22 protein-coding genes and 1 pseudogene are annotated in these 25921 nt (G+C 72.0%); 13 read left to right on the top strand and 10 right to left on the bottom strand.

What is annotated here, in order from left to right; translation table 11 throughout:
• The 5 genes from Q0795_RS01925 to Q0795_RS01905 are packed head-to-tail and all read right to left on the bottom strand — an operon-like array spanning position 1 to position 4973.
• Positions 1-813, bottom strand: coding sequence for an ABC transporter ATP-binding protein (locus Q0795_RS01925; RefSeq protein WP_298885821.1), 813 nt, complete (start codon positions 811-813; stop codon positions 1-3).
• Positions 803-1555 carry an ABC transporter ATP-binding protein gene (locus tag Q0795_RS01920; RefSeq protein ID WP_298885819.1) on the bottom strand — a complete coding sequence of 251 codons (753 nt, stop codon included), beginning with the start codon at positions 1553-1555 and terminating at the stop codon, positions 803-805. The genes Q0795_RS01925 and Q0795_RS01920 overlap by 11 nt, the downstream gene beginning before the upstream one ends.
• Complete coding sequence (locus Q0795_RS01915; RefSeq protein WP_298885817.1) at positions 1552-2745, bottom strand: branched-chain amino acid ABC transporter permease; 1194 nt, start codon at positions 2743-2745, stop codon at positions 1552-1554. Before Q0795_RS01915 ends, Q0795_RS01920 begins: the two co-directional genes overlap by 4 nt.
• Positions 2729-3610, bottom strand: a complete 882-nt coding sequence (locus Q0795_RS01910) for a branched-chain amino acid ABC transporter permease (protein WP_298885815.1) — start codon at positions 3608-3610, stop codon at positions 2729-2731. The genes Q0795_RS01915 and Q0795_RS01910 overlap by 17 nt, the downstream gene beginning before the upstream one ends.
• A gap of 52 nt (positions 3611-3662) precedes the next feature.
• The gene (locus Q0795_RS01905; protein ID WP_298885814.1) at positions 3663-4973 is read right to left on the bottom strand and encodes an amino acid ABC transporter substrate-binding protein; all 1311 of its coding nucleotides are present in this window, start codon (positions 4971-4973) and stop codon (positions 3663-3665) included.
• Positions 4974-5148: 175 nt separating this feature from the next.
• Here Q0795_RS01905 and Q0795_RS01900 point away from each other — a divergent pair, with 175 nt between their 5' ends.
• Positions 5149-6183: a LacI family DNA-binding transcriptional regulator gene (locus Q0795_RS01900; protein WP_298885810.1), complete on the top strand. Its 1035-nt coding sequence runs from the start codon at positions 5149-5151 to the stop codon at positions 6181-6183.
• Positions 6184-6232: 49 nt separating this feature from the next.
• On the opposite strand, the gene Q0795_RS01895 is transcribed toward Q0795_RS01900, so the two are convergent.
• The 3 genes from Q0795_RS01895 to Q0795_RS01885 form a co-directional block, all read right to left on the bottom strand.
• Positions 6233-7117, bottom strand: a complete 885-nt coding sequence (locus Q0795_RS01895) for a formate/nitrite transporter family protein (RefSeq protein ID WP_298885808.1) — start codon at positions 7115-7117, stop codon at positions 6233-6235.
• 179 nt (positions 7118-7296) lie between these two features.
• A complete protein-coding gene (locus Q0795_RS01890; RefSeq protein ID WP_298885806.1) occupies positions 7297-11556 on the bottom strand; it encodes a PQQ-dependent sugar dehydrogenase in 4260 nt (1419 codons plus the stop codon).
• Positions 11557-11676: 120 nt separating this feature from the next.
• Positions 11677-12852: an MFS transporter gene (locus Q0795_RS01885; protein WP_298885804.1), complete on the bottom strand. Its 1176-nt coding sequence runs from the start codon at positions 12850-12852 to the stop codon at positions 11677-11679.
• Positions 12853-12954: 102 nt separating this feature from the next.
• On the opposite strand from Q0795_RS01885, the gene Q0795_RS01880 reads away from it, so the two are divergent.
• Positions 12955-13632 carry an HAD hydrolase-like protein gene (locus Q0795_RS01880; RefSeq protein ID WP_298885802.1) on the top strand — a complete coding sequence of 226 codons (678 nt, stop codon included), beginning with the start codon at positions 12955-12957 and terminating at the stop codon, positions 13630-13632.
• Positions 13633-13643: 11 nt separating this feature from the next.
• Here Q0795_RS01880 and Q0795_RS01875 read toward each other — a convergent pair whose 3' ends face one another.
• On the bottom strand, positions 13644-14237 hold the full coding sequence (locus Q0795_RS01875; RefSeq protein ID WP_298885800.1) for a hypothetical protein: 594 nt from the start codon (positions 14235-14237) through the stop codon (positions 13644-13646).
• Between the two features lie 75 nt (positions 14238-14312).
• Here Q0795_RS01875 and ribA point away from each other — a divergent pair, with 75 nt between their 5' ends.
• The 9 genes from ribA to Q0795_RS01830 all read left to right on the top strand — a co-directional run bounded on the left by ribA (position 14313) and on the right by Q0795_RS01830 (position 22315).
• On the top strand, positions 14313-15704 hold the full coding sequence (gene ribA, locus Q0795_RS01870; protein WP_298885797.1) for a GTP cyclohydrolase II: 1392 nt from the start codon (positions 14313-14315) through the stop codon (positions 15702-15704).
• Positions 15704-16423 carry a CDP-alcohol phosphatidyltransferase family protein gene (locus tag Q0795_RS01865; RefSeq protein ID WP_298885795.1) on the top strand — a complete coding sequence of 240 codons (720 nt, stop codon included), beginning with the start codon at positions 15704-15706 and terminating at the stop codon, positions 16421-16423. Before ribA ends, Q0795_RS01865 begins: the two co-directional genes overlap by 1 nt.
• Complete coding sequence (locus Q0795_RS01860) at positions 16420-17445, top strand: zinc-binding alcohol dehydrogenase (RefSeq protein WP_298885793.1); 1026 nt, start codon at positions 16420-16422, stop codon at positions 17443-17445. The genes Q0795_RS01865 and Q0795_RS01860 overlap by 4 nt, the downstream gene beginning before the upstream one ends.
• 21 nt (positions 17446-17466) lie before the next feature.
• Positions 17467-17847 carry a 6-carboxytetrahydropterin synthase gene (locus tag Q0795_RS01855; protein ID WP_298885791.1) on the top strand — a complete coding sequence of 127 codons (381 nt, stop codon included), beginning with the start codon at positions 17467-17469 and terminating at the stop codon, positions 17845-17847.
• Positions 17825-18895 (top strand): glycosyltransferase family 4 protein, encoded by a 1071-nt coding sequence (locus tag Q0795_RS01850; RefSeq protein WP_298885789.1) that lies wholly within the window; start codon positions 17825-17827, stop codon positions 18893-18895. The genes Q0795_RS01855 and Q0795_RS01850 overlap by 23 nt, the downstream gene beginning before the upstream one ends.
• The gene (locus tag Q0795_RS01845; RefSeq protein ID WP_298885787.1) at positions 18889-19746 is read left to right on the top strand and encodes a class I SAM-dependent methyltransferase; all 858 of its coding nucleotides are present in this window, start codon (positions 18889-18891) and stop codon (positions 19744-19746) included. Before Q0795_RS01850 ends, Q0795_RS01845 begins: the two co-directional genes overlap by 7 nt.
• Positions 19743-20672: a lysylphosphatidylglycerol synthase domain-containing protein gene (locus tag Q0795_RS01840; protein ID WP_298885785.1), complete on the top strand. Its 930-nt coding sequence runs from the start codon at positions 19743-19745 to the stop codon at positions 20670-20672. The genes Q0795_RS01845 and Q0795_RS01840 overlap by 4 nt, the downstream gene beginning before the upstream one ends.
• 93 nt (positions 20673-20765) lie before the next feature.
• Positions 20766-21527, top strand: a complete 762-nt coding sequence (locus tag Q0795_RS01835) for a hypothetical protein (RefSeq protein ID WP_298885784.1) — start codon at positions 20766-20768, stop codon at positions 21525-21527.
• A gap of 74 nt (positions 21528-21601) precedes the next feature.
• Complete coding sequence (locus tag Q0795_RS01830) at positions 21602-22315, top strand: GAF and ANTAR domain-containing protein (RefSeq protein ID WP_298885782.1); 714 nt, start codon at positions 21602-21604, stop codon at positions 22313-22315.
• A gap of 11 nt (positions 22316-22326) precedes the next feature.
• Here the strand turns inward: Q0795_RS01830 and Q0795_RS01825 are convergent, their stop codons facing one another.
• Entirely contained in the window at positions 22327-24012 is a 1686-nt protein-coding gene (locus Q0795_RS01825; RefSeq protein WP_298885780.1) for a ribonuclease J, read from the bottom strand.
• Positions 24013-24259: 247 nt separating this feature from the next.
• Between Q0795_RS01825 and Q0795_RS01820 the strand changes: the two genes are divergently transcribed.
• The gene (locus tag Q0795_RS01820) at positions 24260-25387 is read left to right on the top strand and encodes a site-specific integrase (RefSeq protein ID WP_298885778.1); all 1128 of its coding nucleotides are present in this window, start codon (positions 24260-24262) and stop codon (positions 25385-25387) included.
• A gap of 172 nt (positions 25388-25559) precedes the next feature.
• A pseudogene (locus Q0795_RS01815) lies at positions 25560-25838 on the top strand (IS3 family transposase); the annotation flags it as partial.
• Between the last annotated feature and the right edge of the window lie 83 nt (positions 25839-25921).

The following is a 25921-nucleotide window of genomic DNA, read 5'->3' as shown; positions in this document are numbered from 1 at the left end:
TCAGGTCCTTTCGGGGGCGGGGCTGCTCAGCTCGGGTGAGCGCGCCCCGGAGGGGGTGGGGTCCTCGGCGGGGTCGGCGCTGCGGGCGCCCCCTCCCCCGAGGTAGAGCTCGGCGAGCTGCGGGTCCTCCAGCAGCTCGGGGGCCGGTCCGGTGATGTGGACCCGGCCCAGGTCGAGCACGCAGCCGATGTCGGCGGTCTCGAGGGCGCGCCGGGCGTTCTGCTCCACGAGCAGGACCGCGATCCCGGCCTCCCGCATCCGCACGACCTGCTCGAACACCACGGAGGTGGTCTTGGGGTCCAGGCCCATGCTCGGCTCGTCGAGGAGCACGACCTTGGGGCTGACCATGAGCGAGCGGGCGAACTCGACCTGCTTCTGCTGGCCTCCGGACAGCGCGCCGGCCAGGGCCGCCCACCGGTCGGCGACGACGGGGAAGAGGTTCTTGACGAACTCCACCCGCTCCTGCACCTGGGCCTTGTCCTTGACGGTGTAGGCCCCCAGCGAGACGTTCTCGGCGACCGTCATCTCCTTGAAGACGCTGTGACCCTGGAGCACGTGCGAGAGCCCGTGCCGGATCATCGACTGCGGACCGGCCCCGGTGACGTCCTCGCCGTCGACGACGATGGAGCCCGAGCGCGGCGCCAGCATGCCGCTGGCGACCTTGAGCACGGTGGACTTGCCGGCGCCGTTGGGGCCGACGAGGCAGACGACCGAGCCGGCCGGGACCTTGACCGTCAGCCCGCGCAGCACCAGGGCGGCCCGGCCGTAGCCGGCCTCGATGTCGTTGAGCTCGAGAAGGTGGTCAGACGCCAAGGTAGGCCTCCAGCACTCGGGGGTCCTGCTGGACCTCGGACGGCGTGCCCTCCGCGATGGGGGCACCTCGGTCGAACACGACGATGTGGTCGGACAGACTCATCACCATGTCCATGTTGTGCTCGACGATGATGAAGGTCCGCCCCTCGGCGTTGAGCTCCTTCACCAGCGTGCCGATGCGGCCGATGAGGGCCGGGTTGACCCCGCCGGCCGGCTCGTCGAGCAGGATCGTGCCGGGCTCTCCCATGAGCACGCCGGCGAGCTCGAGAAGCTTCTGCTGGCCGTAGGAGATGTCCTGGGCCAGCGAGCCCTCGAGGTGGTCGATGCCGACCCGGCGGAGCAGCTCGCGCGCCCGCTCCACCTGACGGCGGTTCTGGCTCGACCCCACCAGCTGGCTCAGCCCCGCGGGGCGGACGGCGACGAGGAGGTTCTCCAGCACGGTCATCCGGGGGAAGGTGCGGCACAGCTGGAAGCTGCGCCCGATGCCGGCGGCACAGATGCGGTGCGGCGCTCGTCGGGTGATGTCCTGGCCCCGGAAGCGCACCGTGCCGGAGTCCGGCGCGATCATGCCGGTCACGATGTTGAAGAAGGTCGACTTCCCGGACCCGTTGGGGCCGATGAGGGCGTTGACCTTGCCCTCGTGGAAGGTCACCGTGGCGCCGTTCACGGCCTGCACGCCGCCGAACGCCTTGGACAGGCCCTCGGTCTGCAGGCTGGGGCGCACGTCCTGCTGCACGCTCATGATCGTCCCTTCCCGGTCGTCGCGTGGCGCGGGTCGTCGACCGCCTCGCGTTCGGTGGAGGCCTCGTTGTTGGCCCGACGCTCGGCGTCGATCGCCCGGTTGCGCTCGAGCAGCTCCGCAGCGCTCTCCTCCCGGATCGAGGTGGCCGCGGGGCGCAGCCGGTGCACGAGCCCGAGCAGGGCGGGCACCACCCCCTCGGGCATGAAGAGGACCACGACGGCCAGCAGCAGGCCCAGCGCCACGAGGTGGAACTGGCTGTCGCCGTACTGCGCCTTGAAGACCTCCATGGCGTAGCCGACGACCACCGCACCCACCACGGGGCCCACGAGCGAGCGGATGCCGCCGAAGAGGGACATGAGCACCATGTAGGAGCCGGTGAGGATGGAGAACTGGAAGACCGGGTCCAGGTTGCCGAACCAGAGCGCATACAGGCCACCGGCCAGGCTGGTGAAGAACGCGGAGATGACGAAGACGACCAGCTTGTAGCGGAACGTCGGCACCCCGAGCGCCTCGGCCTTGTCCTCGTCCTCCCGGATGGCCTTGAGCCCGGCGCCGAACTGCGAGCGGTCGATGAGCCACCACACGAGGAGGGCGATGCCGATGAGGACGAGGAAGAGGAAGTAGAACCGGGTGTGCTGCTCGGGCCGCAGCACCGAGCTGTCGAACGGCCGCGGCACGCGCAGACCCTCCGACCCGCCGGTCACCGAGGCCCAGCTCTGGAACACCAGGAGCAGGATGAGGACGAGGGCGATGGAGACGATGACGAAGGAGGCGCCGCGGACCCGCAACGAGGCGATGCCGATCGGGACCGCCAGCAGCGCGACGACGACCGCCCCCAGCACCAGCGCCACCCAGGGGTTGATCCCGGTGTGCGTGGTGAGCAGCGCCACGGCATACCCACCCAGACCCGAGTAGGAGGCGTGGCCCAGGGAGATGTAGCCGGTGAATCCCCCGACGAAGTTCCAGCCGACGGCGAACGCGGCGTAGCTGGCGATGACGACGGCCACCGACAGGATGAAGGCGTCCGGCGCGAGCCAGGGCACCATGAGCGCGAGCACGATCGCCACGACTCCCAGCCCGGCCTTGGCCAGGCCCAGCCGCCGGTCGAAACGCTCACCGGCGCTGTCGTCCGGGCGCCCGGTGGCCGGTGCCGTGGGGGTGGGGGTGGCGAGGTCAGAAGCGTTGGGCAAGGCGACCTCCGAAGAATCCCTGCGGACGGACCATCAGGGTGATGAACAGGGCGAGGTAGAACACCGTCTGGGCCCAGGTGGTGCCCAGCGGGATCTGCAGCAGGCTCTGGCTGAGGCCGAGGACCAGGGCGGCGATGGCGGCGCCCGGGATGCTCCCGAGCCCCCCGACGACGATGATCGCCATGAGCGGGCCGATCCAGTGCCAGTGCAGCGAGGGGTAGATCGTGGAGTCCAGCGCCAGGGCGGTCCCGCCGATGGCCGCGGTGGCGAGCCCCAGGCCGAAGCCGTAGCCGGCGACCTTCTCGGTGTCGATGCCCAGCAGCGCGGCGGCCTCCTTGTGCTGGATGGTCGCGCGCAGCGCCTGGCCGAAGCTGGTGGCCTTCATGAGCAGGTACAGCGCCAGCAGGCTGACCGCCGCGAGCCCGAACGCCACCAGCTTGACCACGGCGATGTTGGCCCCAAAGACCTCGAGGCTCGCGGTCGAGTAGCTGAGGCTGATCCGCCGCTGCGTCCCGGTCCAGACGAACCCGAGCATCCCCTCGATGATGAGGGCGATGGCGAAGGTCAGCAGGACCGACATCATCGTCAGGGTGGCGGGCTTGAGCCGGGACAGCAGGAAGCGCTGCATGACCACGCCCAGCAGGAAGAACAGCGGCACCGTCGCGACGAGCGAGAACAACGGGTCGATCCCGGTGGCGCGGTTGAACGCCCAGGCGAGGTAGGCGGCCAGGATGAGGAACGCCGAGTGGGCGATCATCACCACGCGCATCACCCCGAAGTAGAGGGTCAGGCCGGCGGCGAGCAGGGCGTAGAGGCCGCCGAGCAGGATCCCGAGGATCACCGCCTGGGTGATGAGGGCCGTCACGAGAGGTTCCCTTCTGAGCGGTCGTGGGCGGGGGGCAGGAGGAGGGCGGGGATCACCAGTCCTGCTTGGGGTAGGACAGCTCGGCGTCGCTGGCGTCCTCGGGCAGGACGATCTTGATCTCGCCGTCCTGCCACTGCTGGACCAGGTGGGCCGCCTGGGGGCGGCCCTCGGCGTCCCAGGACAACGGGCCCACCACGGTGTCCACGGTGTTCTCGCGCAGCCAGTCGATCATCGACTGCTGGCACTCCGGGCTCGGGTCGGCGCAGTCGTTGGCCTCGGCCGCGGCCGCGACCACCTGCATGGTGGTCCAGGCGTTGGCCTCGTCCTCGTTGGGCGGGTTGCCGTGCTGCTCGGTGTAGAAGTCGACGAACTGGGCGTTCGACTCGTAGTCCGCGTCCGGGGTGTAGCCGGTGGGCGACAGGATGCCCTCGGTCTGCCCGATGGCCTCCGGGAACTCCGGGTTGGTGGGCGCGGTGGAGAAGGCCGCCAGGCGCGGCTGGTAGTCCAGCTGCTGCAGGGCGACGATGAGGTTGACCGCGTCCTGGTACTGCGTGCCACCCACGAGGATGTCCGCGTCGGTGTTGGCGATCTTGTTGGCGATGCTGGAGAAGTCGGTGGTGTTGGGCGGGTAGACCTCGTCGGCGACGGTCTCGATGCCGCCCTCCTCCAGCTTCTCCTTCAGCCCGTAGGCGGTGCCCTGGGCGAAGGGGTCGTCCATGGACGCGTAGGCGGCCGTGGTGGGGCGCTCCCCCTCCGGCATGGCGAGGATGTGCTCGGCCAGGTAGTTGTAGTGGTCGTTGGCGATGGCGGGTGCGGCGTAGAAGAGGTTGTCGAAGCCCTGGGTGAAGACCTCCTCGGCGGCGCCGGCCGGCTCGACGAAGAGGAAGCCGTAGTCCTGCGCCACCTGCGCGGCCGGCACCACCAGCCGGGTGGAGAACGGGCCGACGACGATGTCCACCTGGTCCTGGTTGATGAGCTTCTCGTAGTCGGAGGCGACCCGGTCGGCGTTGGACTGGTCGTCGTAGATGATGAGCTCCACGTCACGCCCCAGGAGGCCGCCGTTGGCGTTGGTGTACTCGGCCCAGGCCTCGTAGCCGCGCTGCACCCCCTTCCCGGGCTCGGAGAAGTCACCGGTGAGCGGCAGCGAGATGCCGATGGTGACCGGGCCCTCGTCCCCCTCGCCCTCTTCTCCCTCGGCAGAGGACCCGCCCCCACCACCCAGGCCGCAGGCACTGAGCGTGAGGGCTCCGGCGGCGGCCACGGCGAGGGCTGCGCGACGACGGGCCGGGCGACTGACCGTGGCCGAGGTCCCCCCGGCCTGGTCGACGGACATCGGGACGGATCGGCGGGTGCTGTGCTTCATCTGGCGCTCCTTTGCGGCCCACGGGGAAGGTCAACCGATTACGCAAACGTTTGCACAAACGATTGCGTTGTACGATAACGTGCGTCTTGGGCGTTGGCAAGGAGGTACGTGCGCGGGTCTGCCGGGACGCACCAGGCCCGCCGACCAGCAGGCGCACCACGAGGACGAGGAGTCGATGATGACCGGAGCGGCGGCACCACGGTTGGTGGACATCGCGCAGTCGGCGGGTGTCTCGGTGGCCACGGCCTCCCGGGCGCTGAGCGGCCGCCAGGGCGTCAGCACCGCTGTCGCCGAGCGGGTCAAGGAGATCGCCGAGTCCCTGGGCTACATCGGCAACGTCCACGCCCGGTCGCTCGCGGGGGGCACGAGCTCCAGCGTGGGTCTGGTCGTGCACGAGGTGGCCGACCCCTACTTCTCCGAGATCGCCAGCGGCGTCATGCGGGTGGCCGGCCAGCGGGGGCTGTCGGTCCAGATGTGCCACAGCGGGCGGGACCCGCAGATCGAGCTGCGGCAGCTGCGGACCCTCATCGCGAACCGGGTCGGGGTCATCGTCGTGGCGGGGTCGGGCTACCTCGACCCCGAGGCGGAGCGCAGCATCCACCGCGAGCTGACCCGCTTCACCCAGGCGGGTGGCCGCGTCGTGGCGATCGGCCGCCACCAGCACGCCACCGACGCCGTGCTCCCCGCCAACACCGACGGCGCGCAGGCCGTCACCCGCCACCTCCTGGCGCTCGGCCACCGCCGCGTCGCCGTCATCACCGGGTCGCTGGGCCTCACCACCGTCGCCGACCGTCTGACCGGCGTGCACCGGGCGCTCGCCGAGGCGGGCATCCCCCGTGAGGACGTGCCCGTCATCGAGGCACCCTTCACCCGTGACGGCGGCAGGACGGCCACCCTGGAGATGCTGGGCGAGCACCCCGGCAGCACGGCCGTGCTCGCGCTCAACGACGACATGGCCATCGGTGCGCTGTCGGTGCTGCGGTCCCGGTCCCTGCGGGTGCCGGAGGACATGTCGGTGACCGGCTTCGACGACGTCCCGGTGGCCGCTGACCTCTCCCCCTCGCTCACCACCGTCCGGCTGCCCATGCAGCAGATGGGCGAGAAGGCGCTGGAGCTCGCGCTGCGCCCCGCGACCAAGCGGCCCCGCCGGGTCGTCATGCCGGCCACCCTGGTGGAGCGGGACTCCAGCGGCCCGCCGCGACGCTCCTGAACGGTGCCGCGCACCGCGTCGGACGTCGCGGGGGTGCCGTCAACCCCTCCTAGTGGGCGTGGTCCTCGGACAGCCGCCGGGCGCGCTCCTCGCGCACCAGCTCCCACGTCCGGACGATCCGCGGTGCCGTCATGATGACCAGGCCACCGACCATGTTGAGCAGGGTGACCCACCAGAACCACCCCAGCCACTGGCCCACCGAGATCTCCGCACCGGCCTGCATGGCGCCGAAGATGAGGACCGAGGAGAGCGCCCCGTGGTGCATCTCCAGGCCGACGACCAGGAGCCCGCCGATGAGCGAGATGACGGCCGTCATGACGTCGGAGCTGGTGCCCTGGTTCATCCGGGTCATCAGGGTGATGGTGCTCCCCGCGAGCAGCGCCAGCGCGATCGTCTCCATGGTGAACCCGGCCGTCACGTAGTCGACCGCGGAGCTGGTGAGGTCCTCGTGGAACTGCGGGAAGGCATACACCACCAGCCACATGAACAGCCATCCCCCGGCCAGGTTGGTCACCAGGGTGACCGACCACAGCCGGAAGAGCTGGGCGAAGGTGCCGTGCCCGGCCAGGACGGCGTTGACCGGGAGCATGAAGTCCTCGGTGAACAGCTCGGAGTGCGCCAGCCGCAGCGCCAGCAGGCCGATGCCGAAGGCCAGACCGGAGAGCAGCGTGCTGCCGGTGGCGTGCATCACCGCGAGCATGGCCATGATGCCGAGCCCGACGTCGATCCCGCCGAAGAGGCCGGTCACCACCAGCCCTCGGTGGGTGCGCTTGAGCCGCTCCTCGCCCTCCGAGACGGTCGCGTTGAACTCCTCGTGCAGCTCCTCCTCGAGGCGACGCTCCACTCCCCCGACCTCGACGGTCTCGTAGTGGTCGCCCTGGCCGCCGGCCTCCGGCTCGGTGCTCTGGTCCAGGTCGCCGTCCTGCGAGCTCATCGGGTGCGGGCCTGGGCAGCTGGAACGGTCATCCCCCCATCCTGCCTGCTCCACGCGGCCACCCGAGCCACCCGATGCCGGGCGCGGCGGGGCCGGCCGTGGCGCACGCGCGGAGGCCCCCGGTGGTGGTGGGCGGAGCACCACCACCGGGGGCCTCGTCAGGGCCGTTCAGGGGCGACTCAGGAGCAGCTCACCGCCTCGTGGTCGACCTCGTAGCGCTCGTAGTGGCCCACGCCGTCGTAGAACGCGTAGCCCGCGACGGTGACGGTGCCGGACTCGAGGGAGCCCTCGCCGGAGCGGAACACGTGGTAGACGGCCTTGCCGTCCTTGACGTTGGTCCACTTCTTGTCGCCGAAGGCGGTGGTCGCCCGGATGTCCACCCGGTGACCGTCCTCGTTGACGACGTGCACCGCGACCACGGCGGTCTTGTTGGAGCACTGGGCGTTGGTCGAGATCCGCAGGTCCACCTCGTCGGTGGGGGCAGCCGGAGGCACCAGCGTCAGCGCCGCGGTGTCCGACGCGTTCCCGTGACCCTTCGACCGGACCGACACCTTGATCGTGTAGTCGCCCGGGGTGAAGCCGGAGACGTCGAACGAGGTGGCGAAGGTGCCGTCGGTGACCGGGACCTCCCGCCCGACGACCTTGCGGCCCTCGGCGTCCTGGAGCTCGGCATACACCGCCTCGACGTCCTGGCGCCAGCCGGTGCTGCCCGGGGTCGCCTCACCCGTCACCTCGACGGGCTCGTCGGTCGAGACCTCGCCACCACCACCGGTGATGGTCACGCTGGGTTGCACCACCGGGACCTCGGCGCTGTCGCCGGTGACGGAGAGCCCGCGGATCCGGCCGACGTTGTCGAAGGAGCCGAAGCCGACCCGGCCGGAGCCGAAGGTGTCGTCCGTGGCGGTGAGCAGCGGCCGCTCCAGACCGTCCAGAAAGACGGCGATCCTGCCGGTGTCGGCGCAGTGCACGAGCCGGACGTCGTGCCAGGCGTCGTCGGTGACCGCGGGCGGGGCACCGATGGTGCCGTCCCACTGGTCGTCGATCCGCTCCCGGTCGGCGCCGTTCACCTTGAAGATGCCGTTGTGCGCGTAGATGGTGTTGTCCTGCGACAGGTGCGCGTAGTAGTACTCCGTGTCCGACTGGTAGCCGAACACGAGGATGACGTCCCTGTTGTTGACCGACACCGGCTCGTCGAGCCGCACCTGCGCGTCCATCACCAGCGAGCCCAGCTCGGGGCCCTCGGTGAGCACGGCGTACTCGAACGGCCGGCGGATGCCGTCGTCCGGGTTGTCGCCGGCCTCGGCCAGCACGACCGCGTCACCGGGGAACTCCCACTTCTCGGGGGTCCGCGGCGCCCAGTTCGAGGCGTCCATGACATCGGTGATGACCGTGTCGCCGGGGGTGCAGCCCGGGTCGAACACCGGCTGCTCCTCCGGCACCTCGAACAGCGCGTACTGCGCCGCCATCTGCTCGGCGGTCGGCACGGCGTCGAGGAACATCAGGTCGTCCATCCGGCAGTCGCAGGGGTTCCGCTCCTGGGTGTCCTGGGGGAAGCTGCCACCGATCTTGATCCCGGCGGGGTCGGTGTCGGACGTGGCTCCCGAGCCCCAGCGGTTGGACGCGGTGTAGTCGCCCTCGAGGGGCTCACCGTTCATGTAGAGCGCCATCTCGCCCTCGACGAAGTCGAAGGTGGCCGCCAGGTGGACCCACTCGCCCTGCTCCAGGATCTCGTCCCAGGGCAGGTCCGCCGCATAGGTCCACGAGCTCGCCCCGTCGACCCGGCGGCCGAGGGCCACCAGCTTCTGCTCGCCGCCCACGTCGATGACCTCCAGCAGCGCGCGCACGCCGTGCCCGTCGGAGTCGCCGGAGAGCACCCCCGCCAGGCCGATCGCGTTGTAACGGTCGTCCGGGTCGGCGGTGTTGGAGTTCGGGGCCGGCAGCTCCCCGGTGGGCTTGAACCAGCCCATGACGGTGGTCTGCTCGGCACCGGCGAACCGGGACAGGCTCTGGACCCCGTCCGCGTCGTAGATCCCGGCCTTCCAGTCGTCGTCGGAGGCCTGGTCCGGGCTGAGCTGCTGCGTCTGCAGCGCCTCGCCGGCACCGGGGTATGCCGCGTCGGCCACCCGCATCTCCACCCCGCCGTTGACGAGGTCGATGTCGGTCCCGGACGGGCCCTGGTCGGCCTCCTGCGTGGCATCGCCCTCGACCGGGTGGTCGAAGTCGTAGCGGGCCACGACGTCGGCGGCGATGTCCTCCAGGACGAAGGGGGAGGACAGGACGTCCTCCCGGGCGCCGGTCACCTCCCAGACCTTGCCGTCGGCCTTGGAGACCAGGTAGAGCTCGCCGTCGGCGTCCGAGCCGAAGCGCAGGTCGACCCGGCTGTCACCGACGAGCTCGGCGAAGGTGGTCTCCTCGCCGTCGGCGAAGACCTTGAGCTGCTCGATCTCGGCGAGGTCCTCGAGGTCGCCGTCGTTGCGGTTCATCTCCTCGGCCTCGGTGGAGAGCACCCAGCCCCGGACCAGGTCCGTGAAGAGGTACTTGCCCTGCAGCTCCTCGATGTCGCCGCGGTAGACGAAGCCGCCGTTGAGCGCCACGCCCGCGTCACCGGTCTGCCCGGGGTCACGGTTGTGGTCGTAGGCCGCCACCGGGTAGGTGAAGTCGAACTGCTCGGCGTCGTCCTCGGGCAGCGGGAAGATCTGCCGGTTCTGCGCCACGAAGGGTCCCTCGCGGTCGGACCAGCCGAAGTTGTCGCCCGGCTCCACGGCATACACCGACTCGACCTGCCACTCGCCGATGTGCCCGAGGTACATCGTGTTCTCGCCCTCGGGGTCCCAGCTGAGGCGGTGCGGGTCGCGCAGACCGACGGCGTAGATCTCGCCGAGCGCGCCCTCGGTGTCCACGAACGGGTTGTCGGCGGGGATGCCGTACTGCCCGTTGTCGCTGTCGTCGCCCATCGGGTCGATCCGGAAGATCTTGCCGTGCGGCGTGGCCAGGTCCTGCGGGTTGTCGTTGCCGACACCGTTGCCGCCGTCACCGGAGAGGATGTAGAGCATCCCGTAGTCGGGGTCGCCCGGGCTGACGGTCGGGTTGAAGGCGATCTGCTGCAGGGTGTGCACGCGGCCCGCGAACGGCACCCGCATGAGCTCGCGGCTGGTGCCGGAGAAGACGTCCGCGGCGGGGTCGTCGGCCGTCCACTCGGTGACGACGCTGTGGTAGCCCACACCTCCGAAGGCCGGGAAGTCCGGCTCGTCCTCGGTGAGCGCGCTGCCGGCCTCGGTGTGCACCGTGTAGAAGATGCCGTTCTCGGCATACTCCGGGTGGTGCTCGACGAAGCCGAACCCGGTGCCGAGGCCCGCGTGGTTGTGGAAGTTGTCGACGAACTGGTCGCGGACGTTGAGGTAGGGGCTGAAGTCCCCGGTCTCCTTGTCCACCAGGTAGAGCATCTCGTTCATGTCCGGGATCGCCAGGCGACCGGAGCCGTCCGGGACCTCGTCGAGGTGGGTGATCCGGTTGTGCCGGATGAGCCGCTGGTCGCTCGCGGCCGGGGTCGTGGACGACTCCGGCAGCTGCACGAGCTCCTCGACCTCGATGCCCAGGACCGACGGCTCGGGGTCCGGGAGCGGGTTCAGCAGCGGCTGCTCGGGGATCTCGCCGGCCTCGCAGTCGGCGGGGTTGCCGCTCGGGATGGCGAGGTTCTCCCCCGCGGTGTCGATGCCCACGTCATCCAGGTAGAGGTCACCGGGGCTGCGCGAGCCGTTGATCCAGAAGAAGCGGTCCAGGGCGCCGGAGACCGGGACGCGGAAGTCGAACTGCTCCTCGGCGCCGTCCGGGAGCCTGGTCTGCTCCTCGTAGGGGCCGCCCTGGCTGTAGACGGCGACCTCGTCGGCGTCGTTGTCGGCGACGATCCAGACGCACTGCCAGGAGTCCTTGCCCCAGATGCCGACCGACTCGAAGTCGCCGCCGTCGCGGGCGCGCAGGATGTCGTCGTTCTGGTTGTTTACGTAGGCGCGGCTGTCGGTGTAGGTGCCGGGGACGTCGACGTCGGTGACCCCGAAGGAGGTGTCGACCGTCTCCGTGCGCAGGAACTGGAAGAACAGCGTGCCGGTGTCACCGTCCTCGATGGCCGGGATCTCGCGGTAGGTCTTCTCCCCGGGCCCGTTGAGCTGACCCACGAAGTTGTTCTGGTTGAGCGGGTCCTGCACCACCGAGGCGGCCGCCGAGCCCACCCAGCCGTCCTGGCCGTCCAGCGGGCCGGGGGTGTAGGTCTCGAAGTCGAGCAGGGCGGTGAAGTCGGCCGCCTGCTGGTCCGTCCCCCCGGCCTCCTGCGTGGCCGGCTGGACCGCCAGGGCGGCGGGAGCGAGGCCGGTGATGCCGACCGTCGTCGCGAGCGTAAGGGCTGTCCATCTCCGGGACCGGAGTGGTCGGAGCCGTGACGTCATTGTCTCTCCTTGCGTGCGTAAACGTTTGCGTCCTTGCCCTGACAGGTATAGGTCACCGCCTCGGGGGCTCACAAGGGTTTGCGTGAATTTACGTCCGACACCGGTCGCGCCGGTGCGCTGTCAGCTCGCCGGTCGATGCCGCACGCCACCGGTCGCCAGGAGCAGCACGCCGCCGAACGCTGCGCCACCGAGCAGGACGAAGGCGCCGGGCAGCCCCAGACCCTCGGCCAGGAGGCCCAGGACGACGGGGCCGGCCCCCAGCCCGACGTCGACGAGCACCCCGAAGGTCGCGCCGACCGCCCCGGGGCGGTCGGCGGGCAGACGGTCGGTCAGCACCCGGAAGAAGGCCGGGGTCAGCAGGACCGTCCCGAGCGCGAGCACCACGGCCCCCATCCCGAACGCGACAGCGCCCCGGCCGGCGCCCAGCAGCACGAGGCCACCCCCGGTCAGGGCGAGGGCGAGCGCGGACAGCCGGGTAGCGGCATACCGGTCGGTCAGCCGGGCGAGCAGCAGCCGACCGACGACGACCACGCCACCGTAGAGGGCCAGTGGCCAGGCGGCGCCGTCCAGGCCCACCTCGCGGGCCCGCAGCGCGGCGAACCCGAGGAAGCCCGCGGAGCCCGCGACCCCCACCGCGAAGGCCAGTCCGGGCAGGCGCACCGGGTGCGGGAAGAGCGCGGTCGGGCCTGTCGGAGACAGGCCCGGGGGTCGGCCCGGCAGCGCACTGCCGATGACCGCAGCGAGCAGGCCGAACCCTGCGACGCCGAGCCAGGCGGTGCGGTACCCGCCCAGCGCGAGCAGCCCCTCACCGATGGCGGGACCCGCGGCCACACCGATGAACAGCGACAGGGAGCTGTAGCTCAGCGCCTCCCCGCGCCGCGCCGACGGGGTGATGTCGAGCAGGGCGGCCATCCCGGCGACGAAGACCACCGCCTCGGCCACGCCGGTGAGCACGCGCAGGACCAGCAGGACGGCCAACGAACCGACCAGCGAGTGTGCGAGCAGCACGCCGGAGAGCAGGAGAGCCCCCACGACGAACGGGCGGCGCGGCCCCCACCGGTCGACCAGCCGCCCCGCTACCGGTCGGAGCACGAGTGCGGTGAGGCTGAAGGCGGCGACGGTGAGGCCCACGGCGAGCGGTCCGGCGCCCAGCCGGTCTGCCGCGAAGAGAGGGACGAGCAGGATGAGCGCCCCGATACCGACGAAATACGCGAGCTCGGCGAGGACGAGGGCGACGAAGGCTCCCGTCAGGAGGCGACCACCCGACGGTGCACCCTCTGCAGGCGCCGCAGCCACCCGGGAAATCTAGCAGCGGGAGACCGGCGTCGGCCGCACCGTGGACCGGCCCGGACTGCGGGACTGCGGGTGGTCCCGCCCGGCCTGGGTAGGGTCGCCGATATGGAGAGCGCACGCCGCCTCGTCGAGGACGCCCGGACCCTGCTCGTCGACTTCGACGGGCCGCTGGCCCGGCTGTTCCCGGGGTCGTCCTGGGCCGAGCTGGGCGACCGGGTGCGGGCGGAGACGCACCGGCTCGGTGGCCCGGAGCTGGCGCAGCGGCTGGAGGGAGAGGCCGACCACGTGCAGTGCCTGCGTCTGGTGGGCGAGCACGCCCCCCGCCTGCTCGCACCCCTGGAGGAGCTGGTCACCGAGCTGGAGCTCGACGCCGCCTCCAGGGTGTCCCCCCGCCCCGGGGCACTGGCCCTCATCGACCGGACCCTCGAGCGCGGTGGCTCGCTCGCCGTCGTCACCAACAACACCCCGGACGTGGTGGCGCGCGTGCTGGACCGCGCCCGACCGGGCACCGGTGGCCGGCTGCACGTCGTCGGACGCTCCGCGGGTCGGGTGAGCGACCTCAAGCCGGAGCCGGACCTGCTGCTCCGCGCGCTGCGCCTCCTCGACGCCCGGTCCGAGGGGGCGGTCTTCCTCGGCGACTCGGTGACCGACGTGCAGGCCGGCCGGTCGGCCGGCGTGCCGGTCGTCGGGGTGGCCGAGGACGAGGGCCGGCGTCAGGAGCTCCTGGCCGAAGGGGCAGTGGGGGCGGTGGAGGGGGTCGGCGACCTGGTGCCGCCGGCCTAGCACCGGAGGCCTCAGCCGGGGGCCACCGCGATGACGGCCAGGAGCACCAGCACCGCCACCGGGATGAGGGCGGTCTCGGCCCGGTCGACCAGGAGCATCGTGCGGGCTACCGCGGGACGCAACCGCGACAGCGCGACGTCCCTCGCGGCGGTCGTCGCCCGCAGCCACCGCAGCCCGATCGCGACCGAGACGACGTGCGGCAGCCCGGAGCTCATGCGTCGGCGCGCGTGGTGCAGGTCGGCACGGGCGACCGGCAGGGCCGCCACCACGCCCAGCGCGGTCGAGGCCACCCGCAGGCCGAGGGCGAGGACCACCCCCACGAACGGGCTCAGCAGGGCGGCCACGATCTCCGGCACCGTGGCGAGGTGCAGCTCGCTCGCGTCCTGGGTCGTCCCGGTCCACACCACCCACGCCACCCCGAGGACGAGGCAGGGGATCCACAGCCGCCGGACGACGCGCACCACGAGCAGTGCCCAGGCGTCGGACACACCGCCCACGGCCCGGCCCGCCAAGGACTCGACCTCGTCCGTCACGGCCGTCGGGACCGGCTGCCTGCGGCTCCGGCCCTCGGAGTTGCGACGGACCCAGCCTGTCACCTGTCTCACCTCCGTCACCTGTCGTCGACACGCTGCTCACCCCTCCGCAGGAGAAGATCACCGGTCACGACCATAATGTGGAGGATGGGTGAGCAGGCGAGGACCGCACCGCGGCGGGTCGAACGGGTGGCCGACACCCGGCTCCCGACCGACCACGCGACCTTCCGGATGACGGCATACCGCGACGACACGGGGATGGACCACGTCGTCCTCAGCCTCGGCGTGAGCGACGACGACGGCCCCGACCTCCCGCCGCCGCTCGTGCGGGTGCACTCCGAGTGCCTCACCGGGGACGCCCTCGGGTCCCGCCGCTGCGACTGCGGCGAGCAGCTCCAGCAGGCGCTGCACCTCCTGGCCCGCACCGGCCGGGGCGCCGTCGTCTACGCCCGCGGGCACGAGGGCCGGGCGATCGGCCTCGCGGAGAAGCTGCGGGCCTACGCCCTCCAGGACCGGGGGGTCGACACCGTCGACGCCAACCTCGCCCTGGGGCACCCTGCGGACGCCCGCACCTACGACCACTGCGCCGCGATGCTGCTCGACCTCGGGATGCGCCGCGTCCGGCTGCTGTCGTCCAACCCGGCCAAGGAGCTGGCCCTCAGCGCCCTCGGGATCGAGGTCGTGGAGCGGGTGCCGCTCGTCATCCCGGACCGCGAGGAGAACGCCTTCTACCTGGCCACCAAGCGGACACGGATGGGGCACGACGAGGCCGACCAGGACGAGTGGAAGCAGCTGCTCGCCGGGCGGATCCCGGCGTCCGGTGAGCTCGCCCACCGCTACGGCGACCTCAACCGGGCCGACGGTCCCCTCGTCCTGGCCCAGCTCGGCCAGAGCCTCGACGGCTTCATCGCCAGCCGCACCGGCGACGCCGCCTTCGTCACGGGTGAGGAGGACCGCGAGCACCTCCACCGGCTGCGCGCCCTCGTGGACGCCGTCGTCGTGGGCGCCGCCACCGTGGCCTGCGACGACCCCCGCCTCACCGTCCGCGCGGTGAGCGGGCCGCACCCCGTCCGCGTCGTGCTGGACCCGCGGGGCGTGACCCCGGCCGACGCCTCCGTCCTCACCGACGGCGCGGCGCCGACGCTGTGGGTCCTGGGGGGCGAGGCCCCCGTCGGCCCGGTGGGTGAGCACGTCGAGGTCGTCCGCTGGCCCGACGTCGGGCCCATGGAGCCGCGTGCCGTGCTCGACCTGCTCGCCTCCCGCGGCCTGCACCGGGTCCTCGTCGAGGGTGGTGGACGGCTGGTCTCGGCCTTCGTCCGGGCCGGGGACGTCGACCGGCTCTACCTCACCACCGCGCCGGTGCTCATCGGTGACGGGGTGCCGGGACTGCGGGTCGCCGGCGAGGACCTGCTGTCCGACGCCCTCCGTCCGCCCGCACGCCGCTATCAGCTCGGCGACGACATGGTCACCGAGCTGGACCTCCGGCGCAGTGTCGCCGGGCCCTCGGGGCTGGCCGCCGACGTCCCGGACGCCAGCTGATGTCGGCGCAGGCTCCCACGACGCGGCTCCGCGGCGGCGGGGTGCTCGAGTCGGCCGTCGTCCTCCTCCCGCTGGCGCTGTGCGTGGGCCTGGTCACCCGGGTCGGGCCCGGTGTCGGCGTGGGCGTCCTCGCGGTGGCCGTCGGCCTCGTGGTGCCGGTCGTGGCCACCGGAGCACTGGTGCGGCGTCGCCCCGCGTCGGTGAGCCCGCCCGACGTGGTCACCCTCGCCCGGGTCGCGCTGACGGGGGTGGTGGCGACCGCGACGGTCCTCGTCCTCGCCAGCCAGCTGCCCGCCCGCACCTGGGCCGTGGCGCTGGTGGTCGGGGCCGCGCTGCTGCTGGACGCGGTCGACGGGTGGCTGGCCCGAGCGACGGGTACCGCGAGCGCGGCAGGGGCGAGGCTCGACATGGAGTCCGACGCCGCCCTCCTGCTGGTGCTGTCGGTCCTGGTGGGCGCGACGCTGGGCTGGTGGGTCGTGGCGATCGGAGCCATGCGCTACGTCTTCGTGCTCGCCTCCTGGGTGCGCCCGGCCCTGCGGGAGGAGCTGACGCCGAGCCTGGCACGCCGGACGGTCGCCGCCGTCCAGGGCATCGCCCTGTGGATCGCCCTGGTGCCGGTCGTGCCTGCTCCGTGGGCCGCGGGTGGCGTCGCCCTCGCCCTCGTGGGACTCACCGCCTCGTTCGTCCGCGACGTCGTCGACCTGGAGTCGCGCGGGTGAGCGCCGGAGCCGGGACGGCCCTGGCCTACTGGGCCACGGCGCCGGGCCAGGGCGAGCTGCGCCGGGAACAGCTGCCGGAGCCGGGGCCGGGCGAGGCCCTCGTGCGGGCGTCGTTCACCGGCATCAGCCGGGGCACCGAGCTGCTGGTGCGCCGCGGCGGCGTGCCCGACTCGCAGGTCGACCGGATGCGGGCACCCTTCCAGGAGGGCGATTTCCCCTTCCCGGTGAAGTACGGCTACCTCTCCGTCGGGGTGGTCGAGCACGGGCCGCGGGAATGGGTCGGGGCGCGGGTGTTCTGCCTGCACCCGCACCAGGACCGGTATGTCGTGCCCGTGCGCGCCCTCACCCGTGTCCCGGACGAGGTGCCCTCGCCCCGCGCGGTCCTCACCGGCCCGACCGAGACGGCGCTCAACGCCCTCTGGGACGCCCCGCCCTGCGCCGGCGACCGCGTGGCCGTCGTCGGCGCCGGGCTCATCGGCGGAGCGCTCGCGCTGCTGCTGCGCCGCTTCCCGCTGGCCCGCCTGCAGGTGGTGGAGGCCGACGCCGCCCGGCGCCGGCAGCTGGCCGACGCGGGACTGGACGCGGTGCCTCCGGAGGAGGCGCGGGACGACTGCGACCTGGTCTTCCACGCCTCCGCCAGCGAGCCGGGCCTCGCGCTGGCGCTCTCGCTCGCCGGGGACGACGCGGACGTCGTCGAGCTGTCCTGGTTCGGCTCCCCCGCACCGCAGGTGCCGCTCGGCGAGGACTTCCACTCACGCCGACTCCGGCTGGTCGCCAGCCAGGTCTCGCGGGTCGGGGCGGCCCGCCGTCACCGCCGCGACCCGGCGGCCCGGCTCGGCACCGCACTCGAGCTGCTGTCCGACCCTGCCTTCGAGGTCCTCCTCGGTGGGGTCCGTCCCTTCACCGCCGTCACCAGCGCGCTCGACGAGCTCGAGCACCACGAGGACCTCGCCGGGTGCGTCCTGCTGTCCTACCCCGACGCGGACGGCACCGAGCGCGGCGCCCCCGCCCGACACACCTGACCCCCTGACACGAGGAGCACGATGTTCGGACTCACCGTCACCGACCACGTCATGATCGCCCACAGCCTGCCCGACCCGTTCTTCGGGCCGGCCCAGGGTCTGCACGGCGCCACCCTGGTCGTCGAGGCCACCTGGCGCCGCCGCGAGCTGGACGAGCACGGGGTGGTGGTGGACATCGGCGAGGCGGGAGGCCATCTCGCCGCGGTGCTCGACCCGTTGCGCTACCAGAACCTCGACGAGCACCCCGACTTCGCCGGCCGGCTCAGCACCACCGAGGCCGTCGCCGCCCACGTCGCGCACGCGCTGGCCGACCGCGCCGACCCCGCCATCGACGGCATCGGCGTCGTGGTGCGCGAGCATCCGCAGGCCTGGGTGACGTATGACCTCGACCTCCGCTCGTGAGGGCGCCCCCTCGCGGGCGCTGATCCTGCCCGGAGACCTCGCCGGACCCAGCGGGGGCAACCACTACAACGACCGGGTCGCCCGCGAGCTCGCCGCGCGCGGGCTCGCGGTGACGGTCGAGCGCCTCCCCGGGGCCTGGCCACGCCCGGCCGAGGCGGACCGATCGGCGCTGCGCGAGGTGCTACGACGGCATACCGACGTGGTCGTCGACGGGATCATCGGCTCGGCCGCGCCCGAGGAGCTCTCGTGGGCCCGTGCGCACGGCGTGCGGGTCGCGGTGCTGGTGCACCTGCCGCTGCCCGCCGAGGGCGGCACGAGCGCCGGGGAGCAGCGGCGGCTCGAGGACGTGGAACGGGCGGCGCTGCACGCCGCGGACACGGTGGTCGCGACCAGCGGCTGGGCCCGGGACGACCTGCTCCGGCGCTACGGGCTCGCCGGCGTGCGTTCCGTGCCTCCCGGCGCGGATGTCGCCGCGTCGGCGCCCGGGAGCACTCCCCCGCACCTGCTCTTCCTCGGGGCGGTCACCCCCCGCAAGAACCCTCTCGTCCTGCTCGACGCGCTCCGGACGGTGGTGGACCGCCCCTGGACCGCCTCGCTGGTCGGGCCTCCCGGCCCGGACGAGGGCTACGTCGCGACCGTGCGGGAGCGCGCGGCCGGGCTCGACGGTCGCGTCCGGCTGGTGGGCCCGTGCCGCGGCGAGGACCTCGAGCAGGTCTGGAGCGCCACCGACCTCCTGGTCCTGCCCTCCCGCGCCGAGACCTACGGGATGGTGGTGACCGAGGCTCTCGCGCACGGCATACCGGCCCTCGTCCCGGCCCGGACAGGGGCCGTCGAGGCGCTGCACGGGTCCGGCGAGCGGGACGGTCTGCCGCCGCCGGGCACCACCGTCGACGCCACCGACCCGTGGGGCTGGTCCACCGTCCTGGCCCGGTGGCTGGACGACGGCGACCTCCGGCGCGCCTGGCGGGGGGCCGCGCTGGCCCACCGGGATAGACTCCGCGGGTGGGCCACGACCGCGACGGACTTCACCCAGGCGCTGCGGTGGTAGCCCGTCCGGTGCCGGCCGACTGGCTGGCGCTGCGACGCCGCGCCGACCACCGTGCCCGCGAGGACGCCCGCGACCTGCTGGAGCTGCTGACCGACCATCTGCGGACCCGCGGGGGCGACGAGCTCGTGGTGGTCGACGTGGGGGCGGGCACCGGCTCGAACCAGGCCTGGCTCGCGCCGCGCCTGCCCGGCCGGCAGCGGTGGGTCCTGGTCGACCACGACGCCGACCTCCTCGAGCACGAGCCGGCGGCCGAGGCCGACGACCGCATCACGACCGAGCGCGCCGTCGCCACCGTGGAGGACCTGCCAGCTCTCCTCCCGCGAGACGGTGCGGTCCTGCTCACCTGCGCAGCCCTGCTCGACCTGCTGTCCGAGGCGGAGATCGAGACGCTGGCCGACGTGGTCGCACCGGATGCGGCGCCCGGTGCGGCGGCCCTGTTGAGCCTGAGCGTCACGGGCGAGGTCGCGCTCATGCCCGGCCACCCCGCCGACACGGCCGTCACGGCCGCCTTCGACGCGCACCAGCGGCGCGAGGGCCGGCCCGGGCCGGACGCCGCGGAGGTGATGGCCCGGGCCCTGCGCCGGCGCGGGGCCCGCGTGGAGCTCCGGGCGACGGACTGGGTCCTTGCGGCTCAGGACGAGCCGCTCCTGCGCCGTTATCTCGACGACCGCGCCGCGGTGGCGGTCGAGCACGACCCCGAGCTGGCTCCCGTGGTGCGGGAGTGGCTCGAGGAGCGGTCCCGCCAGCTCGAGGCGGGCTCGCTCCGGGCGCGCGTCGGTCACCTCGACCTGCTGAGCCTGCCCCCCGAGACCGTCGACGAGGGTGCCGGGGCGGCACCGCGGAGCCGGTGAGCGACAGCCTCGTCGCCAGCCGGCCACGGCCCCACCGCGGGCGCCTCGTGGTCGGGGCGACGCTGCAGGTGGTCCTCACCCTGGGTCTGCTGGGCCTCGTCGTCGCCCAGTGGGGGCTCAGCCCCTTCGTCACCGCGGCCGGCGCCCTGCCCTGGTGGGCGGTCGCGGTCGGCCTCGGCCTGGGGGGCGCAGGGGTCGTCCTGCAGGCGCTGCGCTGGCGGCTCGTCGCCCGGCACCACCGGATCTCCCTCCCTGTGGGCCCGTCCGTGGCCCGCTGCTGGCAGGCGGCCTTCCTCAACAGCGTGCTGCCCGGAGGCGTCGCCGGCGACGCGCTGCGCGCGGCGGACGACAGCAGCGACGCCCAGGCGCCGGACGGCCGGGGCGCGCTGGCCAGCGGCTTCGCCGCCGTGGCCGCCGAGCGTCTGGTAGGGACCACCGTGGTGCTGCTCGCCGCGGCGGTGGCCCTGCTGGGGCCGGTCCCCCTGGTCGGGGTCGCCTGCCTGGCCGGCGCCGCCGTCACCGCGGCCGTGGCCTGGCGGTGGCTGCGGGTCCTGCCGCTCCGGGACCTCGCCCTCGTCCTGCTGCTGTCGGTCGCCGGGTGGGCCGCCTTCGTGGCGATGTTCGTGCTGGCCGTCGTCGTCGTGGCGCCCGAGGTGGAGGTGTCCCTGGCACCGGGACTCGCCACCGTCTCCGTCGCGGCGATGTCGGTGCCCATCACCGTCGGGGGGTGGGGGACGCGCGAGGCTGCCGCGGGATGGATCTTCATGGTGCGCGGGCTCGACATGGGCACCGGGGTCACCGTCTCGATCGGCTACGGCATCCTCGCGTTGCTGTCCACGCTCCCCGGTGCCGCGATCCTGGCCGTGCGCACCGCCCCACGGCTGCGCGAGGTGGGCCGGGCCCGCAGCCGTCGCGACATCCGGTGACGCCGCGTCGGTCCGTCGCAGTGGTCAGCGCGGTGTACCCTGTCCCGAGCCTCCAACAGAGCGGGCGTGTCGCCGCACTGCCTTGGGAGCAGCATGACCACGACGACCCCCCGTCGGGACCGTCCCCGTATCGCCGTCGCCACCGTCGTCAACCGCGAGCACGAGGCCTTGTTGGGCCAGGTCGACGGACTCGCGATGAGCACCTGGCCACCCGACGTGCACGTCGTGCTCTCGGTCAGCGACCGCGAGCTGACCCGCAACCGTCTTCCAATCCGGTCCGACCGCTGGGAGACACGGGTGCCTCGGCTGAAGCTGCCGGGCGGGACCCCCGGATGGGAGGGCGACGCCCTCCTGCGCGCCATGGACACCGCCGCGGACAGTGGCGCCGAGGTGCTGGTCTTCATGGCGGTGGACAGCATCCCTACTCCTGGGCTGCTCCAGGCCTATGCCGAGCACGCCAGGGACGTCGACGGAGCCCGACCCTCCGTGGTGGAGGCCGAGGTCGTCGGTCTCGCACCACCTGGCCCCCTCGGCTACCCCGTCTCGAGCGAGCTGGAGGGGTGGGCCGCCACGGACGACGGCGCCGACGACGATCCCTGCCCGGTCCCGGCATCCTTCGCCCTGCTGGCGAGGCACTGGGGCCAGCTACGGGACTCCTGGCGCCGGCTCGCGCAGGACGGCGCAACCCCCGTCCTGCCCGCCGACGCGGCGACGGCGGCCGCCGGCTCGAGCAGTCAGCTGCGCGGGGCCACCGTCTACCGGCAGCACCCGGCCGCCACCACCGCGCGCTACCTGCACGGACGGGGAGACCGGCTCATCGACGAGGGGGACGGCACACAATCGGTGTCGGCATGAGGCGCTGGGTGGGCCGGACACCGTCCGCCGCCGGGGTCGCCCGGGTCGCCCGGGTCCGGCATACTGGCACCCCCATGAGCGCAGTCCAGAGCGACCTGCCCCGCCGCACGGCCGAGATGGCCCGGATCGTGCACGGCGAGCCGACCGTGGCGCTGACGGCCGAGGTGGTGGTGGGGCTGGCCGTCTCCCTCGTCTCGGGGTGCGACGCGGCGGGTGTCTCCCTGGTCCGCAAGGGCAGGGTCACCACCGTCGCCTCGTCCCACGACTGGTGCGCCGCCGGCGACCGGTGGCAGTACGAGGAGGGAGAAGGCCCCTGCCTCGAGGCCATGGAACGTCACGAGTTCCTCATCGAGAGCACGGACCTGCGCGCCGAGGTCCGCTGGCCCCGGTGGACGCCCAGGGTGGTGGACGAGCTGGGGGTCCGCTCCATGCTGTCCTACCGTCTGTTCACGAGCACGAGCCTCGTCGGGGCCCTCAACCTCTACTCGTTGACTCCGGACGCCTTCACCACCGAGGACCACGCGGAGGGCCTGATCCTCGCCGGCCAGGGCGCGCTCGCGCTGTCCTCGAGCGAGAAGATCGAGAATCTCCAGCTGGCGATGGACCGCCGCACGACCATCGGACAGGCGCAGGGTCTGCTCATGGAGCGCTTCGACCTGGACAGCCAGCAGGCCTTCGACGTCCTGGTCCGGCTGTCCCGCGACAGCAACAGCAAGCTCTTCGACGTCGCGCAGTCGATCGTCTCCACCCGACGGTTGCCGGCGCAGCCGGTCCCGCGGGGCTCCTGAGCCGTTACCCCTCACGCCTCGATGACCACCGGCACCACCAACGGGTTGCGGCGGTGCGTGCGGAACGCCCATCTGGAGACGGCCCGCGCGATCCGCTGCTCGAGCTCGTGCACGTCGCCGATGCCCTGGGAGGCCGCCTCGGCGAGCGCCTTCTCGATCGCCGGGATCGCGGCGTCGAACATGCGCTCGTCGGTGCCCAGACCGCGCGCCAGGAAGTCAGGCGTCTCGGTGAGCTTCCCCGTGTCCACGTCGACGAGGGCGACGACGGTCACGGTGCCCTGCTGGCTGAGGGTGAGCCGGTCGCGCAGCTCGTCCTCGGTGACGTCGCCGACGTTGCCCGCCGAGACGTAGACGTAGCCGGCGCGGACCTTGCCGCTGACCTTGGCCCGCCCCTGCACCAGGTCGACGACCATGCCGTCGTCGACGACGACCACGTTGTCCGGGTGCATCCCGGTGGCGATGGCCAGGTCGGCGTTGGCACGCAGGTGTCGCCACTCACCGTGGACCGGCATGACGTTGCGCGGCCTGATGATGTTGTAGCAGTAGACGAGCTCGCCGGCGCTGGCGTGGCCGGAGACGTGCACCTTGGCGTTGCCCTGGTGGACCACCTTGGCGCCCCAGCGGGTCAGTCCGTTGATGATGCGCGAGACGGCGTTCTCGTTGCCGGGGATCAGCGAGCTGGCCAGCAGGACGGTGTCGCCCTCGCCGATCCGGATCTGGTGGTCGCGGTTGGCCATCCGCGACAGCGCGGCCATCGGCTCGCCCTGGGAGCCGGTCGAGACGAGCGTGACCTTCTCGGGCGGGAGGTTGTCCAGCTCCTTGACGTCCACGACCAGCCCGCGCGGCACCACGAGGTATCCCAGGTCCTGGGCGATCTTCATGTTGCGCACCATCGAGCGGCCGACGAAGGCGACCTTGCGCTGGTGCGCGGCGGCCGCGTCGATGACCTGCTGGATGCGGTGGACGTGGCTGGCGAAGCTGGAGACCACGATCCGCCCCGGCGCGGTGCGGAACACGGTGTCGATGGCTGGGGACAGGTCCTTCTCCGCGGTGGTGAAGCCGGGCACCTCGGCGTTGGTGGAGTCGACCATGAACAGGTCCACGCCCTCCTCGCCCAGCCGGGCGAAGGCCCGCAGGTCGGTGATCCGGTCGTCCAGGGGGAACTGGTCCATCTTGAAGTCGCCCGTATGCAGCACCGACCCGGCCGGGGTGCGCACCATCACCGCCAACCCGTCGGGGATGGAGTGGTTGACCGCGACGAACTCGCAGTCGAAGGGACCCAGGGTCAGCCGCTCACCCTCGGCGACCTGGGTGGTCCGGGGCTTGATCCGGTGCTCCTTGAGCTTGGCGCTCACGAAGGCCAGGGTGAGGCGCGAGCCGACGACGGGGATGTCCCCCCGCTCCTTGAGCAGGTACGGCACCCCTCCGATGTGATCCTCGTGGCCGTGGGTGAGGACGACCCCGACGACGTCCTGCCACCGGCCCTCGAGGAAGGTGAAGTCGGGCAGGATCACGTCGACGCCGGGCTGGTGCTCCTCGGGGAAGAGCACGCCGCAGTCGATGATCAGCAGCTTGCCGCGGTGTTCCAGCACGGCCATGTTGCGGCCGACCTCGCCCAGGCCGCCGAGCGCCACCACCCTCAGGCCGTTGCGGGGCAGGGAGGGCGGGGCGCCCAGCTCGGGGTGCGGATGGCTCAACGGATCTCCTCGGTCTCGTGCTGCGGAAACACCGAAGCCCCTGACCGATATACCTGCTGGTCAGGGGCTTGTTGGTGGACGATACTGGGATCGAATAAGTTCCACCGCCAAAACCCGATACTGACGCTGACCTGCGGAAAGGGACTCTGACCTGCATGTACGGTGAACAGTATCGCATGACATGGGAGGACTTAAATCGACACCGATGTACTCTGATCCTGCACGTATCCTGCACGAGAGGAAGCACATGCCTGGTCGCAAGAAGCGTGGCTTCGGCCAGTTGCGCCGCCTCCCCAGTAAGCGATGGCAAGCGTTCTACACGGGGCCAGACGCTAGGTTGCACTACGCCGCGACCACCTTCGAGACCGCCGAAGACGCCGAGGCATGGCTGGCCGCCGAGCGTCGACTGACAACGGGCAATGAGTGGTCATCGCCCAAAGAGCGCGTGAGCATCCGACATCAGCGCGAGGCCACCACCCTCGCAGCTTACGTCGAGAGATGGCTGAGGCATCGCGAGCTCAAGCCACGCACCCGAGAGCACTATACGCAGCTCTTGGAGCGGCAGATCCTCCCTGCCCTTGGCGCGCTTCCACTGACGGCGATCACGCGCGAAGTGGTCGGCGACTGGTATGCCGACCTCGATCCCCAGAGACCGACGATCCGTTCACACGCCTACGGCCTGCTCCGCACCATCATGGGCACCGCGGTACTTGACGAGAAGATCGCGGCAAACCCCGTGCACATCCGGGGTGCTGGGAACGCCAAGCGCGCCACCAAGACCGAGCCTGCAACCCTCGAACAGCTCGCCAGTCTGGTGAGCGCTATGCCGGAGCGCTATAAGGTCATGACACTGCTCGCCGCGTGGTGCGGACTGAGATTCGGTGAGCTGACGGAACTGCGCCGCAAGGACGTCGACCTGACGAGCGGCGTCGTCAAGGTGCGCCGTGCCGTGACCCGCGTTGGTGGGAAGTTCGTCGTCGGCACTCCAAAGTCTCAGGCCGGCATCCGAGACGTGGCGATCCCCCCGCACCTGCTGCCCGCCGTGCGTGAGCACTTTGCCGCGAACCCGACAGGCCAGGACGGCCTGCTGTTTCCGGCTGCTAGCGACCCTTTGAAACACCTGGCCCCCGCCTCGCTCTACACGGTGTTCTACCGGGCCCGCGACGTCGCCGGCAGGCCTGATCTCCGCTGGCATGACCTGCGCCACACCGGCGCAGTGCTCGCTGCTCAAACGGGCGCGACGCTGGCCGAACTCATGGGCAGGCTAGGGCACTCCACCCCAGCCGCAGCGATGCGCTACCAACATGCTGCGAAAGGTCGCGACGCTCAGATCGCTGCAGCCCTTTCCGCCATGGCACAAGGCGACCCAGGATGATCTGGTGCGTCGACGCTGCTGGTGGGTGCCAGCGGCGAGAGGAGGGAGAAACTGCTCGCCAGTGCTCTGACCAGCATCAATACTCGCTCCACTCCCCCTGTGTCAGCCCGGTGTCAGATTGAAGCGCCCCAGGTTTGATGCCGCATCCTTGTGAGTTGGAAGGATGCAGTTCATGCCGAAGAAGATCGATCCGAAGGTCAAGGAGCGGTGCGTGCGTCTGGTGCAGGAGCACCGGGGCGAGTACTCCTCGCTGACCGCGGCCGCTGAGGCCGTCGCTCGCCGAGAAGGCCTGGGCAAGGAGACCGTGCGCCGCTGGGTGGTCCAGGCCGAGGTCGATGGTGGCCGGCGCCAGGGCGCCACGAGTGAGGAGCTGGCCGAGATCCGCAAGCTGAAAGCGGAGAACCGGCAGCTGCGCGAGGACGTCGCGATCCTGAAGGCCGCGACCAGTTTCTTCGTGTCAATGGCACGCTGATGGGGTCCGGTCGGGTTCGCTCCTTTTTTCGCTGCTGCGGCGGATCCCCGTCGTTGGCTGCT

The organism is uncultured Serinicoccus sp. (assembly GCF_947487915.1).
Classification (GTDB): domain Bacteria; phylum Actinomycetota; class Actinomycetes; order Actinomycetales; family Dermatophilaceae; genus Ornithinicoccus.
Note: the sequence above shows the minus strand (reverse complement) of the source record. Positions and strands in the feature narration are given on the sequence as shown.

Bases quoted from the DNA above. Each gene is read 5' to 3' on its own strand.
- Q0795_RS01820 (WP_298885778.1), top strand. From the start codon at position 24,260: ATGCCTGGTCGCAAGAAGCGTGGCTTCGGCCAGTTGCGCCGCCTCCCC.
- Q0795_RS01880 (WP_298885802.1), top strand. From the start codon at position 12,955: ATGGAGAGCGCACGCCGCCTCGTCGAGGACGCCCGGACCCTGCTCGTC.
- Q0795_RS01920 (WP_298885819.1), bottom strand. From the start codon at position 1,555: ATGAGCGTGCAGCAGGACGTGCGCCCCAGCCTGCAGACCGAGGGCCTG.
- Q0795_RS01900 (WP_298885810.1), top strand. From the start codon at position 5,149: ATGATGACCGGAGCGGCGGCACCACGGTTGGTGGACATCGCGCAGTCG.
- Q0795_RS01905 (WP_298885814.1), bottom strand. From the start codon at position 4,973: ATGAAGCACAGCACCCGCCGATCCGTCCCGATGTCCGTCGACCAGGCC.
- Q0795_RS01835 (WP_298885784.1), top strand. From the start codon at position 20,766: ATGACCACGACGACCCCCCGTCGGGACCGTCCCCGTATCGCCGTCGCC.
- Q0795_RS01895 (WP_298885808.1), bottom strand. From the start codon at position 7,117: ATGAGCTCGCAGGACGGCGACCTGGACCAGAGCACCGAGCCGGAGGCC.
- Q0795_RS01865 (WP_298885795.1), top strand. From the start codon at position 15,704: ATGTCGGCGCAGGCTCCCACGACGCGGCTCCGCGGCGGCGGGGTGCTC.
- Q0795_RS01890 (WP_298885806.1), bottom strand. From the start codon at position 11,556: ATGACGTCACGGCTCCGACCACTCCGGTCCCGGAGATGGACAGCCCTT.
- Q0795_RS01855 (WP_298885791.1), top strand. From the start codon at position 17,467: ATGTTCGGACTCACCGTCACCGACCACGTCATGATCGCCCACAGCCTG.
- Q0795_RS01850 (WP_298885789.1), top strand. From the start codon at position 17,825: ATGACCTCGACCTCCGCTCGTGAGGGCGCCCCCTCGCGGGCGCTGATC.
- Q0795_RS01830 (WP_298885782.1), top strand. From the start codon at position 21,602: ATGAGCGCAGTCCAGAGCGACCTGCCCCGCCGCACGGCCGAGATGGCC.
- ribA (WP_298885797.1), top strand. From the start codon at position 14,313: ATGGGTGAGCAGGCGAGGACCGCACCGCGGCGGGTCGAACGGGTGGCC.